This window comes from Conexibacter woesei Iso977N (genome assembly GCF_000424625.1).
GTDB lineage: Bacteria > Actinomycetota > Thermoleophilia > Solirubrobacterales > Solirubrobacteraceae > Baekduia > Baekduia woesei_A.
This window is the reverse complement of the sequence record NZ_AUKG01000001.1, coordinates 168,784-181,125: the sequence shown is the minus strand read 5'-3', so window position 1 is coordinate 181,125 and position 12,342 is coordinate 168,784. Positions and strand designations below refer to the sequence as shown.

Here is a 12,342-nt window from a genome sequence, read left to right as displayed (position 1 = left end):
CGTCCGGAACGTCGCCCAATCTTGACCGTCGCGTGAGCGCTACGAAGTCCACCGCCCGACACGGATTGCGGGCGTGGCAGGTCTCCGCACTCGAGGCGATGCGCACATGGGATTCGGGCCCGTTCCTGATCTCTGCGGCCCCGGGTGCGGGCAAGACCCGCCCGTCCATCGAGATCGCCAACCGGATGCTGAAGGCCAGGCTGATCGACCGGGTCGCGATCGTCTGCCCGACCACGCCGCTGACGCGGCAGTGGGCGCTCGCCGCCGGGCGCCTGGGCCTGAACCTGCAGCCGGACTCCAACGAGCTGATCCCGCCGCGCGACTTCCACGGCGTGGCCGTGACGTACGCGAAGATCTCGATGGTCGCCGCGAAGTGGGGCGCGCAGTGCACGGGCCGGACGCTCGTGATCGCCGACGAGGCCCACCACCTCGGCGAGGAGCTGGCGTGGGGCGAGGGCTTCGCGCTGGCGTTCCGCAACGCGGCGCGCTGGCTGCTGCTGTCCGGGACGCCGTTCCGGTCCGACACCACGCCGATCCCGGGCGTGCGCTACGACGCCGAGGGCGTCGCGGTCGCCGACATCGCCTACACCTACGCGGACGCGGTCCGCGATGGGGTCTGCCGCCCGGTGACGTTCATCCCGTACGACGGGACGCTGCAGTGGCGGTCGGGTGACGACGTGATCGAGGCGGGGTTCGACACGGTGCTGTCCTCGCGCGAGGCGTCGCGCCGCTACCGCACGGCGATCTCCGCCGAGCTGGCCGACGGCCTCCCGCGGATCCTGGCGGCCGCGCACGCGAAGCTGCTGGAGGCGCGCGCGGCGGGCCATCGCGACGCGGGCGGGCTCGTCGTCGCCGCCGACTCCGACCACGCGCGCAAGATCGCCAAGCTGCTCAAGGACGTCTCCGGCAGGTCACCGACCGTCGTCCTGCACACCGAGTCCGGCGCGCACAGGAAGCTCCAGGCGTTCACCGACGCGCGCGACGAGTGGATCGTCGCGGTCAACATGGTCTCCGAGGGCGTCGACATCCCGCGCCTGCGCGTCGGCGTGTATGCGAGCGCCGCCAGGACGCCGCTGATCTTCCGCCAGGTCGTCGGGCGGTTCGTCCGGACGATCGCGGGGCGCCCGGCGGAGATGTCGTGGCTGTTCCTGCCGGCCGACGGGGTCCTGAGGCGCCACGCGGCCGACGTCGAGGGCGAGCTGCGCCACGTGCTGCGCCGCCGCGAGTCCGACGAGGAGCTGTTCGAGGAGCGCGAGCCGCGGCGCGAGACCGAGAAGTCCGAGGCCGCCGAGTTCCAGGTGATCAGCGCCGACGTCGCGCCGACGTCGCAGATGTCGCTGTTCGGCGGCCCGTCGGTCGTCCAGCCGCACGTCCCGACGCCGCCGCCCGCGATCCTGGCGGAGTTCACGCCCGCGGCCAGCGCCGAGACCGACGCCGCGCACGGCGAGCCGACGTCGCGCCTGAGCGCGTTCGAGCGCCGGACGATCCTGCGCGACAAGCGCCACCGGCTGGTCGGCGACCTCGGCCGCCGCGACCGCCGCCCGCACGCCGAGATCAACGCGTGGCTGAACGGCGCGGTCGGCGTCGCGCGCGTCGAGGACGCGACGCTGGATCAGCTGGAGGAGTCGATCGACCTCCTTCTGGACGCGCTCGCCGGCAAGGCGCCCGCGCGGCGCTAGTACGGTTCGTGGCATGACGGCCACGGACGACCTGAAGGCCCGCGCCGAGGAGCTGCGCCGGCTGCACACCGACCCGGCGATCCTGGTGCTGGTCAACGTGTGGGACGCGGCGAGCGCCGCGACGGTCGCGTCGGTCCCCGGGTGCAGGGCGATCGCCACGGCGTCGTGGGCGATCGCGGCGGCGCACGGGCTCGCCGACGGCGAGGCGATCGGGCGCGAGGGGATGCTGCGCGCCGTCGAGACGGTCGCGCGCGCCGTGACGCTGCCGGTCACCGCGGACCTCGAGGGCGGCTACGGCGAGACGCCGGCCGACGTGGGGGAGACGATCGAGCGCGCGCTCGCCGCGGGCGCGGTCGGGTGCAACCTGGAGGACGGGCTGCGCGACGGCGCCGAGCTGCGCGACGCGAGCGAGGCCGCCGAGCGGATCGCGGCGGCGCGCGCCGCCGCCGATGCGGCGGGCGTCCCGGTGGTCATCAACGCGCGCACCGACGTCTACCTGCGCGGGACCGACGACCCGGAGGCCGCGTTCCTGCGCGGCCAGGCCTACGCGCGGGCCGGGGCGGACTGCATCTTCGTGCCGGGCGTCGTCGATCCGAAGACGATCCGGGAGCTGGTCGAGGGCATCGACGCGCCCGTGAGCGTGCTGGCGCGGCCGGGCGCGCCGTCGGTCAGCGAGCTGCAGGAGCTCGGCGTGGCGCGCGTGTCGTTCGGGCCGGGCCCGATGGGCGTCGCGCTGGCGGCGCTGGCACGGACGGCGAGCGACCTCCTCGGAGGGGGCGTCCCGGCCGGCGAGCTGAGTTACCGCCCGCCGGCCGCCTGACGCACTTGGGTCTTGCGGAGGGTCCAGGTCCGCATTCGCTGCATCCATCTCAATCCCATCAACTCCGGTGCCTACACCCGCGAGGCGCCTGAGCGCCCCGCGGGCGAGGTGGGGAGGAACTGCACTTGCTCTCGTTGCGGAGGGGTGTGAAGCCGCCGGCCGGTCCAAGGAACCGACGTCTTCGGTGTCCGCTGAAGCGCATGATGCGGGTCGAACCCCAAGGCGAGCTGAGGGCGATCTAACGATTGCGTAAGGACGAGGGGGTGGCGGAGAACCTTGATCAGGGTGTAGCCATGTTCAAGGTTATGGGATAAGCTTGATTACATGGCGGAGGTGGTCAAGCTTACGTGGAGGCCGGCGGCGACGTCCGGGCTCTCGCGACGCGACCGTGCCGGATGCGCCTACGAGGCCTACGTCCCGGACCTGCTCTCCGGCCGCCCGCTCGCGCTCAGCGGCTGGACGCTGGCCGACGTCGCCGAAGCCGAGCGCGAGGTCGCGCGCCTCAACCGCGCGTCGAAGGTCCTGGCCGGCTCGGAGGCGATGGCGCGCCTGCTGCTGCGCGCCGAGTCCGTGGCGTCCTCGAAGATCGAGGGCCTGGAGGTCGGTGGCCGCCGGCTGCTCAAGGCGCAGTTCGCACAGGGCGCGGGGCTCGACGCAGAGGACGTCACGGCGACCGAGATCCTCAACAACATCGAGGCGATGCGCTGGGCGGTCGACGAGCTCGCCGGTGCGGAGCGCATCACGGTCGACGGGCTGCTCGGGATCCACCGGCGCCTGCTCGAGAACACGCGGCTGTCGACGTACGCGGGCCGGCTGCGCACCCAGCAGAACTGGATCGGCGGCAGCTCGTTCAACCCGTGCGCGGCGGCGTTCGTCCCGCCTCCGCCGCGCCGGGTCAGGCGCCTGGTGGAGGACCTGTGCGCGTTCTGCGAGCGCGACGACCTGCCGGCGATCGTCCAGGCCGCTCTCGCGCACGCGCAGTTCGAGACGATCCACCCGTTCGTGGACGGCAACGGCCGCGCGGGGCGGGCGCTGGTCCACGTGATCCTGCGCCGTCGTGGGCTGGCGCCCGTCGCGCTGCCGCCGATCTCGCTGGTCCTGGCGATGTGGTCGCGCGACTACGTGAACGGGCTCTCGGCGACGCGCCACCGCAGTGCCGTCGGGTCGACCGCGGCGCAGGAGGGCATCGACCAATGGGTCTCGTTGTTCGCCGCGGCGACGACCCGCGCCGTGGCCGACGCAGAGCGTTACGAGGCGCGCGTCGCGGACGTGGACGCCGGCTGGCGCGAGCGGCTCGGCGCCGTGCGCGCGGGGTCGGCGGTCGAGCTGCTGCTGGCGGCGCTCCCGGGCGCGCCCGTGCTGACCGTGCAGACTGCGTCCGCGCTGATCGGCCGCAGCGTGCAGGCGACCAACCTCGCGGTCGGCCGGCTGGTCGAGACCGGCGTCCTGAAGCAGACGACCGTGGGTCGCCGCAACCGCGTTCTGGAGGCGCCGGAGCTGATCGACGCCTTCGACGACCTGGAGGCCGAACTCGCGACGGAATGCCCCCGGTGGGGCTCGAACCCACAACCTCAACGCTTAAAAGGCGCGCGCTCTACCGATTGAGCTACGAGGGCTCAACCAGCCTAGACTGAAGTTGCTCGCCCCCATGGTGTAGCGGTTAGCACACGAGCCTTTCACGCTCGAAGCAGGGGTTCGATTCCCCTTGGGGGTACTGAACGGTGAGTGGTGATGCACCGGGTTGGGCGTCGTACGTCCGTCGAGCCTTCTGTTTGCGCCGCTCGGCGTGACACAGTTCCCGTACTACGCGGGCTGTGGTCGGCTCGCGGTGACCCTCTGAATCCACGTCCCGATGCCGCTTCTCCTGCGGCGCCGGCCATCGCCCGCGTTGGTCGTCGCCTCCCTCGCCCTCTTCGTCGCGCTCGGCGGGCCCGCCTCGGCGGCCCATCTGATCGACGGCAAGACGATCAGGCGCAACTCCATCACCAACGCGCAGATCCGCAACCACACGATCAAGACGGTGGACCTGTCCGCGTTGGCCTACAAGACGCTGCGCACGACGCCCGCCAGGTCGGTGGGGGCCACGCAGCTGCGCGACGGCGCGGTCGGCTCGCGCGCGCTGGCGCCCGGATCGGTCGACGCGACCAAGCTCGCGGCGGGCGCAGTCGGCAACGCGCAGCTGGCCGCCAGGGCGGTTGACGCCGGCAAGCTGGCGGACGGCGCGGTCGGGTCGACGCAGCTGGCGGGCGGCGCGGTGACGTCGTCGAAGATCGCGGACGGCTCGGTCGGCGCGGCGGCGATCGCCGACGGCGGGCTGCAGACGCGCGACCTCGGCGACTTCTACGGGTCGGTGACGATCTCGTTCGGCGACTTCACGGCCGACCAGTGCAAGGAGTCGACGATCCTCAACCCGCAGCCGGCCGCTCCGGGGCAGAGCAACTCGATCGCCGACGACATCGTGTCGGCGTCCCCGACGACGTCCGGATGGCCGGACCAGATCCTCGTCGTCGCCAACCCGGGGGCCGGGAACACGATCCGCGTCGTGGCCTGCCGGATCGGCTCGGACCCGACCGAGGCCATCCCGGCGCCGACGACGACCTTCTACTACGTGGCCTTCGACACTCCCTGATCGTCTAGGTCCGGTTTCCTGAGCATGGAGGTTCCTCGGAGATTCCGGTATCGATGCGAATTGATTTGTGCCAAGACCCTCATCTCGTGCCGGTTCTTGGCCGATAACACGCGCGTGGATGCCGCCCTCGCACGGACGATGGGGTCGGACCGGTGCTGATCGGACGTCAAGCACCGGTGGCTGTCGGCGCCCTCTCGGCGGCCGCGGTGATGGCGACCGGCGCCGTCCTGCTGCGCGGGCCGATCCTGACGTTCGCGTCCTGGCCGCAGTTCGACGGCGGCGGGAACACGCAGGAGGTCGCGATCCCGGGGCAGGCGCCGTTCCTGGCGCGCGGCGGGATGCCGGGCGTGGGCACGGGCGGGACCCGCTACGGCGGCTCGACGCCGGCGCGCGGCGGCGGCAACGCGGTCCGGGACCTGCTCGGCGGCCACGGCGGGGTCAGCGCGCTGGCGCTTCCCGCGGTCGGCACGACGGGCCCCGGCGGCGGCGGGCTCACGACGGGCCTGGGTGGCGACACGCCCGCGCCGCACCACTCGCGCGGCGGCTCGGCGCCGACCAGCGCGACCGGGACCGGGCCGACGTCGAGCAGCAAGGGCACCGAGCCGGTGTCGGGCTACATGCCGGGCGGCGGCGGGTCCTCCGGGAACACGGGCGGGACCGCCGGCAGGCCGTCGACCTACACGCCGGTCACCGGGACTTCCGCGCCGGCGCCCGCGCGCACCACCGCCGACGACCCCTACATCTTCACGCCGACCGGCGACGCGCCGCGCGGCTCGTCGGAGGCCGCCGCGCCGCAGGCCGCCCAGGAGGCGCCCGCCGCCGACGACACGCCGGTCGTCTCGTCCGCCGACAACGCGCCGTCGCAGCCGACCGACCCGGCGTCGAGCGGCAACCCCAGCCCGCCCGCCGAGACGACGCCCCCGGCCGACCCGGCGCCCGCGCCGCCCGCCGATCCGGCTCCGGCCGATCCCGCGCCGCCCGCGGATCCGGCACCGCCCGCGACCGACCCGGCGCCGCCGCCCGCAGCCGATCCCGCGCCCGCGGATCCGGCGCCGAGCGGCGACGATCCGGGCACCACGCCGACGGTGCAGCCGTCAGGCGACGCGGCACCGCCCGCAGCGGCAGCCGCGGCGGCGATCCCGTCGAGCGTCTCGTAGAAGAAGAAGTCCGGGCGGACTAGAAGTCCGGGCGGAAGAAGCGCGGCTCCGCGCTCTCGTCCTCGACCGGCTCCGCGTAGTGGTCCCGCAGCGTCTCGGCGTCGTCGGCGCCCAGGAGGACGTCGGCCTCGGCCTCGGGCGCGGTACGCACCTGGTGGCGGGAGCAGGCGATGCGCAGGTAGCCGCTCCACCACTGCGCGCCGCGCAGGGGGACGAGCCGGGTGCGCGCACCGAAGGTGCCGCAGTGGACGGTGCCCCAGGCCTCGCCGTCGGGATCGATGTGGATCCCGTCGAGACGCCCGACGAGCCCGAAGGTCCCGTCGAGGACGAACACATCTCGCTTGGCCTGGCGCTGGTCGAGCATGATGCGCTCTGATTACCCCACGTTCCAGACGTTCACACGCGTAGCATTCGCCGTGACCGGCCGTCGGACCTGCACGTGCGCGAAGTAGCCTGTGCCGGCCCGGGCGGTTAGCTCAGTTGGTCAGAGCACTCGCCTTACAAGCGAGGGGTCCTCGGTTCAAGTCCGAGACCGCCCATGATGGTGCCCCGGAGCGCCCTACTGCCGGGCCATCGCGATCTTCAGCCGGTCGTCGGCCGAGATCAGGTGGTCGAGGTCCTCGGCGGCGGCGTCGATGTCGATCTGGACCCACTCGACCGTGCCGGTGAAGCGGCTGGTCTCCGCCGTGTACTGCTCGCTGACCGGCGACGCGGTGTCGGAGCCGAGGTCGCAGGTCTCGTCGCCGGAGAACGCGAGCGGGACGGTGGCCGGGAGCCGGCCTTCGCCGATCCTGGTGCCGTCGAGGTAGAGCGCGACGCCCGCGCCCTTGCCCAGGCCGCCGCCGTCGTAGGCGAACTCGGCGCGGACCTGGTGGGACCCGGACGGGACCGCTGCCTCGGTCGCGATGTCGAAGTGCTGGAGGCCGAACAGGTTGTAGGAGTAGGTCGGCCGGCCGTCCTTGAGGTGCAGGCTCCAGCCGGCGTACGCGCCGCCCTGGGCGACGATCACGCCCTCGGCGCCGCCGTCGGGGATCGTCACCTGCGCGGTCACCGCGTGCGACTTGTTCTTGACGTTGATGACGACGTTCTCGCTGAGGCGGCCCATGCCGCCGAACAGCAGCTGCGAGTTGCCGTGCACCAGCGTCGGGCGCCCGGCGAGGTCGGAGTTGAAGCGCTCGATGCGGCGGTCGTCGAGCGGCAGGACCCCGTACCTGCGCGCCTCCTCCATGAACAGCTCCTGCAGCTCGGCGAGCTTGTCGGGCTGCTCGGCGGCAAGGTCGTGGGCCTGGCTCCAGTCGTTGTTGGTGTCGTACAGCTCCCAGGTGTCGTCGGCGAACGGCGGCAGCGGCCTGCCCTGGACCCACGGCGTCGAGTGGCGCGTGACCGCGGTCCAGCCCTCGTGGTAGATGCCGCGGTTGCAGAACATCTCGAAGTACTGGGTGACGTGGCGCTCGGCCGCGGCGCCGTCGTCGAAGGCGTAGCGCATGCTCACGCCCTCGTAGGGCTTCTGCTGCACGCCGTGGACGACCGTCGGCTCCGGCAGCCCGGCGACCTCCAGGACCGTCGGGGCGACGTCGATGACGTGGCTGAACTGGTGGCGCAGCTCGCCGCGCGCCGCAATGCCCGCCGGCCAGTGCACGATCGCACCGTTGCGCGTCCCGCCCCAGTGCGAGGCGACCTGCTTGGTCCACTGGTAGGGCGTGTCCATCGCGTGCGCCCAGCCGACCGCGTAGTGGTTGTAGGCCTTGGGCGTCCCGAACGCGTCGATCCGCGCGGCCATGAACTCGGCGGTCTCCAGCGCGCCCGCGCCGTTGAGCGGGATCAGCTCGTTGAAGGAGCCGTTGACGCCGCCCTCGGCGCTGGCCCCGTTGTCGCCGACGACGTAGTAGACGAGCGTGTCGTCCAGGACGCCGAGGTCGGCGAGCGCGTCGACCAGCCGGCCGACGTGGTGGTCGGTGTGCTCCATGAACCCGGCGTAGACCTCCATCTGGCGCGCGAGCACGGGCTTGAGGTCGTCCGGGACCTCGTCCCAGGCCGGGATCTCCTCGGGGCGGGCGGTCAGCTCGGCGTCGGGCGGGATCACCCCGAGCTCCCGCTGGCGGGCGAACGTCGCCTCGCGCAGCGCGTCCCACCCGGCGTCGAACGCGCCCTTGTACCTGGCCGACCACTCCGCCGGGACGTGGTGCGGCGCGTGCGTGGCGCCGGGCGCGAAGTAGGCGAAGAAGGGCTTGTCGGCCATCAGCGCCTTCTGCTGGCGGATCCACGCGATCGCCCGGTCGGTCATGTCCTCGGTGAGGTGGTAGCCCTCCTCGGGCGTCGCGGGCGGCTCGATCGGCGTGGTCCCCTCGTAGAGCGCGGGGTAGTACTGGTTGGTCTCGCCCGCGATGAACCCGTAGAAGTGCTCGAAGCCGCCGCCGCCCGTGGGCCAGGCGTCGAACGGGCCCAGCGGGCTGGTCTGCCAGACCGGGACCTCGTGGCACTTGCCGAACTGCGCGGTCGCGTAGCCGTTGAGCTTCAGCGTCTCGGCCAGCGGCGCGCACGTGTTCGGCCGCACCGACGTGTAGCCGGGCGCCGAGGTCGCGATCTCGGTGACCCCGCCCATGCTGACCGTGTGGTGGTTGCGACCGCTCAGCAACGCGGCGCGGGTCGGCGAGCACAGCGCGGTCGTGTGGAAGCGCGTGAACTTCAGGCCCTCGCCGGCCAGGCGCTCGGCGTTCGGCGTCTGGCACGGACCCCCGAAGGCGCTGGACGAGCCGAACCCGGCGTCGTCGATCAGCACGATCAGGACGTTCGGCGCGCCGGCCGGCGGGCTCAGCGGCTCGATCGGCGGGAACCTGGCGGCGGGGTCCTTGGCGTCCTCGTGGATGGGGCCGTCGTAGGCGCGGTCGGCGATCGGCAGCCGCTCGCGGTCGGCGCTGGTGAGCTCGGGCATGGGCGGCGAGCCTCGCGGCGTGCGGGATGAGCGGGCGTCACTCCGCCGGGGTGATCCGATCCGTCAGCGCGCGAGCGCGGGTGCGACGACCGTGATCACCTGCTGGAGCGTCTCGGCCAGGATCAGCGCCGCCTGCTCGCGCGTGGCGTCGCCCCGCAGCCACGCGCGGCACGTCGCGCGGTTGATCCCGAACCAGCAGCGCAGCGCCAGCCGCGTGCTCGGCAGGTCGATGAGGACGTCGCCGTAGTCGGCGACGAGCCCGTCGATGGCGAGCTCGCGCGCGTCGTCGACGAGCCTCTGGAGGTCCGGGTCGGCGATCGCGTCGCCGTGCGCGGCGGTGGCGAGCCAGGTCTCGCGGTTGGCGTCCAGCCACGTCAGCCAGCGCTCGATCGACGCGGCGGCGCGCTCGCGCATCGGCAGCTCCCGGTCGACGCGGACGGCCTCGACGACCTGCGTGCGCAGCTCGCCGACGAGCGTGACGAAGATGTCGCTCTTGCCGCCGGGGAAGTAGTGGCTGACGAGCGCGGGCGTGACGCCGGCCGCGCGCGCGATCTCGCTGGCCGACACGGCCTCGTAGCTGCGCGCGCCGAAGACCCGGCGGGCGTGCTCGAGGATCTGCTCGCGGCGGGCGTCGGGCGCGAGGCGCGTCTTGGGCCTGCCTGCCATGGGCCGCAGCATATTGCCGCCTCCCCCGATCGCACTGTTGACAACGCTTTCAACAGTTGTTTACAGTCCTTTCGACAGCGCGGCGTCGTCCCACGCCGCGCTCCACATCCCGGAGGAGAGACCGAGCATGAGAAGTCCCAAGCTGATCGGGGCGGCGACCGCTGCCCTGACGCTGGCCGCTGCGACGAGCGCGGTCGCCGCCAGCGGCGGCGGCGCGCGCGACACCTACAAGATCCCCACTCACCTCGGCGGCGCCCAGTCGGGCACGTGCTTCTGGGGGCTGGACTACAACCAGGACACCAACAACATCATCTGGCCGGAGTCGCACACCGGCTACCCGATCTCGCTCGACACGATCCCGGCCGGCGGCAGGATCGTCCTGCACGGCGTGTTCCCGCACGCGCGGTTCTTCTCGTTCACGGCGTCGTCGGCGCTGCTGCAGATCCGCTCGCACCTCTACGACACCGACATCGAGCCCGACAGGGGGTCGGTCAACCCGTTCCTACCGGGCGCGGACCGCACCGCCACGCACCGCTCCTACACGATCACGGTCGTCGACCAGCCCGACCCCGGGCCGGGGCAGCGCCAGCCGAACGTGCTCTACGCGGGCGCCGCCGGCCAGGCGGGCGCGCCGTTGCAGATCGCCGAGCGCGTCTACCTCCCGGACCGCGGCCGCGACTTCACCGGCGGCGCCGGCCATCCCGCCGCGACCTACGTCGCCGCCGACGGCACCACCGCGACCGGTCAGGCCGCGTGCACCGCGCTGGCGACCAGGCCGGGCGAGGCGAACGTCCCCAACGTCAACGCCCTGCTCTACCCGCAGAGCAAGATCCAGGGGTTGCTCGCGCTGAGCAGCGCGCCCGAGCACCCCGCGGTCAGGGCGACCAAGTGGTACAAGTACTTCGGTCCGGCCTGGCTGCTGGCGCCCTACTACGCGGGCACGTCGCAGGCGAGCCAGATCGCGACGCTGCCGCTGACGACGACCGGCCTGGGCGCCAACCCCGCCAACGGCTACGTCTTCGGCTGGCTTGACCGGAGCTTCGGCCCCGGCCGCGGCGGCCACAACATCGCGGTGCTGCACGGCAAGCTGCCGACCACGCCGGCGACCTACGGCGGCGAGCCGCGGATGCAGTCCGGCACGCAACTGCGCTACTGGTCGATGTGCAACGGCGAGGGCCCGGCCAGCGGCAAGACGACCGGGCCGTGCCTGGCCGACGAGGAGGTCCCGATCGACGGCCGGCGCGACTACACGATCGTCGTCAGCCTGCCCGGCGACCGTCCCGAGAACGCGACCACCAGGTGCGGCGTCGCATGGATGAACTGGGGCACGACCGGCGACGGCGCGACGCGCCCGCGCTCGACGATGATGGTCATGCGCAACCTCACGACGACCGACCACCCGGCGTTCAGGAGCGCCGTGCAGAACGTCGCCGACCCGGGGAAGACCGAGTCCGTGATGGGCGCCTACCTGCCGACCGTGACCTACACGACGGCGGCGCGCTTCCAGCGCCGCGGTTGCTAGGCCAGCTCGTACGTGAGCCAGATCCGGTGGGTGCCGTCGTCCTCGACGGTCAGCCCGCCGGATGGTCGCGACGCCGGTCGCCGCCGCGAGCCTCGGCCGCGTCGAACGCGACCACCTCGAACGTCCCCTCGGCCTGCATCGGCGGCGAGCCTACGGGACGACGTCGAGCTCGGCGGTCGCGGACGGCTCGGGCGCGGGGGTGGGTGGGGCGAGCAGCTGTGGCGTGTAGCCGACGACGAGGCGGTAGTGGCCGGCGCCCATCGCCGGCTCGAGCGTCGCGTGGGCGCGGTAGGCGTTGCCGGGGTGCAGGATGAGCGCGACCGTGGTGAAGGCCATCGTCGAGGGGACGGTGGTCCACGCGCCGTCCCAGCGCTGCCAGGAGTAGGCGGTGCCGATCGTGAGGCAGGTCGTCCCGGTGTCGGCGAACGCGTAGCCGACCGAGCCGCCAGCGGCGATCTGGGCGGCGTCGAGCGTGAGCGTCGCGGCGGGCGTCCCGGCCGCCGGGCACGGGTTCGGGACGGGCGGCGGCGGCAGCGTGAGCAGGTCGACCCAGCTCACGTAGGTCAGGCGCCCGGCGCGCAGGCGCAGGACGTAGTGCCCGCGCTTGGGGACCGTCACCGTGACGTGCCCGGCGTGCAGTCGCCGCGAGACGACGATGTGCTGCGCGAGCCCGGACGCCGCGACGCGGACGAAGTCGACGTGCGCGACCGGCGCGTCCCGGCGCAGCCGCCGGACGGTCACCGTCAGCTGCGCGCCCTCCGGGACCGTGGCGTTCGGCTGCGTCAGCGGCCACCTGACCGCCAGCCCCGCGCGCCTGAGCGCGTGGGCGTCCGGCAGCCGGCCGGCGGGGCGGGCCCCAGCGAGCGCGGGCACGAGCAGGAGCAGCGCCAGCGCGATGCTCAACGTTCCCGAACATGCGAAGGATCGCCTCATCGAG

9 protein-coding genes, 3 tRNA genes and 1 pseudogene are annotated in these 12,342 nt (G+C 73.1%); 8 read left to right on the top strand and 5 right to left on the bottom strand.

What is annotated here, in order from left to right; translation table 11 throughout:
- Positions 1-32 precede the first annotated feature (32 nt).
- The 3 genes and pseudogenes from H030_RS28260 to H030_RS39955 all read left to right on the top strand — a co-directional run.
- Positions 33-1,679 (top strand): DEAD/DEAH box helicase, encoded by a 1,647-nt coding sequence (locus H030_RS28260; RefSeq protein ID WP_269208512.1) that lies wholly within the window; start codon positions 33-35, stop codon positions 1,677-1,679.
- A 13-nt stretch (positions 1,680-1,692) separates the two neighbouring features.
- Entirely contained in the window at positions 1,693-2,499 is an 807-nt protein-coding gene (locus H030_RS0100890) for an isocitrate lyase/PEP mutase family protein (RefSeq protein WP_027004719.1), read from the top strand.
- Positions 2,500-2,823: 324 nt separating this feature from the next.
- Positions 2,824-3,489, top strand: a pseudogene (locus H030_RS39955) (Fic family protein); the annotation flags it as partial.
- Positions 3,490-4,041: 552 nt separating this feature from the next.
- Here H030_RS39955 and H030_RS0100875 read toward each other — a convergent pair.
- Positions 4,042-4,115, bottom strand: a tRNA-Lys gene (locus H030_RS0100875).
- Positions 4,116-4,141: 26 nt separating this feature from the next.
- Between H030_RS0100875 and H030_RS0100870 the strand changes: the two genes are divergently transcribed.
- The 3 genes from H030_RS0100870 to H030_RS0100860 all read left to right on the top strand — a co-directional run bounded on the left by H030_RS0100870 (position 4,142) and on the right by H030_RS0100860 (position 6,285).
- Positions 4,142-4,213 (top strand) — tRNA-Glu (locus tag H030_RS0100870).
- A 138-nt stretch (positions 4,214-4,351) separates the two neighbouring features.
- On the top strand, positions 4,352-5,128 hold the full coding sequence (locus H030_RS28255; protein ID WP_155891757.1) for a hypothetical protein: 777 nt from the start codon (positions 4,352-4,354) through the stop codon (positions 5,126-5,128).
- 176 nt (positions 5,129-5,304) lie between these two features.
- Entirely contained in the window at positions 5,305-6,285 is a 981-nt protein-coding gene (locus H030_RS0100860; protein WP_027004716.1) for a hypothetical protein, read from the top strand.
- 19 nt (positions 6,286-6,304) lie between these two features.
- On the opposite strand, the gene H030_RS0100855 is transcribed toward H030_RS0100860, so the two are convergent.
- Positions 6,305-6,649, bottom strand: coding sequence for a hypothetical protein (locus tag H030_RS0100855; RefSeq protein WP_027004715.1), 345 nt, complete (start codon positions 6,647-6,649; stop codon positions 6,305-6,307).
- Between the two features lie 101 nt (positions 6,650-6,750).
- On the opposite strand from H030_RS0100855, the gene H030_RS0100850 reads away from it, so the two are divergent.
- A tRNA-Val gene (locus tag H030_RS0100850) sits at positions 6,751-6,824 on the top strand.
- 20 nt (positions 6,825-6,844) lie between these two features.
- Here the strand turns inward: H030_RS0100850 and H030_RS0100845 are convergent.
- Positions 6,845-9,217 carry an arylsulfatase gene (locus tag H030_RS0100845; protein ID WP_027004714.1) on the bottom strand — a complete coding sequence of 791 codons (2,373 nt, stop codon included), beginning with the start codon at positions 9,215-9,217 and terminating at the stop codon, positions 6,845-6,847.
- A gap of 63 nt (positions 9,218-9,280) precedes the next feature.
- Positions 9,281-9,883 carry a TetR/AcrR family transcriptional regulator gene (locus H030_RS0100840; RefSeq protein WP_051221391.1) on the bottom strand — a complete coding sequence of 201 codons (603 nt, stop codon included), beginning with the start codon at positions 9,881-9,883 and terminating at the stop codon, positions 9,281-9,283.
- 127 nt (positions 9,884-10,010) lie between these two features.
- On the opposite strand from H030_RS0100840, the gene H030_RS0100835 reads away from it, so the two are divergent.
- A complete protein-coding gene (locus H030_RS0100835) occupies positions 10,011-11,405 on the top strand; it encodes a hypothetical protein (protein WP_027004712.1) in 1,395 nt (464 codons plus the stop codon).
- A gap of 150 nt (positions 11,406-11,555) precedes the next feature.
- Here the strand turns inward: H030_RS0100835 and H030_RS0100825 are convergent, their stop codons facing one another.
- The gene (locus H030_RS0100825; protein ID WP_027004711.1) at positions 11,556-12,308 is read right to left on the bottom strand and encodes an immunoglobulin-like domain-containing protein; all 753 of its coding nucleotides are present in this window, start codon (positions 12,306-12,308) and stop codon (positions 11,556-11,558) included.
- Between the last annotated feature and the right edge of the window lie 34 nt (positions 12,309-12,342).

What these genes read in the sequence shown, in the direction of transcription:
- H030_RS0100890 (WP_027004719.1), top strand. Translation starts at nt 1,693, where the DNA reads ATGACGGCCACGGACGACCTGAAGGCCCGCGCCGAGGAGCTGCGCCGG.
- H030_RS28255 (WP_155891757.1), top strand. Translation starts at nt 4,352, where the DNA reads ATGCCGCTTCTCCTGCGGCGCCGGCCATCGCCCGCGTTGGTCGTCGCC.
- H030_RS0100855 (WP_027004715.1), bottom strand. Translation starts at nt 6,649, where the DNA reads ATGCTCGACCAGCGCCAGGCCAAGCGAGATGTGTTCGTCCTCGACGGG.
- H030_RS0100845 (WP_027004714.1), bottom strand. Translation starts at nt 9,217, where the DNA reads ATGCCCGAGCTCACCAGCGCCGACCGCGAGCGGCTGCCGATCGCCGAC.
- H030_RS0100840 (WP_051221391.1), bottom strand. Translation starts at nt 9,883, where the DNA reads ATGGCAGGCAGGCCCAAGACGCGCCTCGCGCCCGACGCCCGCCGCGAG.
- H030_RS0100835 (WP_027004712.1), top strand. Translation starts at nt 10,011, where the DNA reads ATGAGAAGTCCCAAGCTGATCGGGGCGGCGACCGCTGCCCTGACGCTG.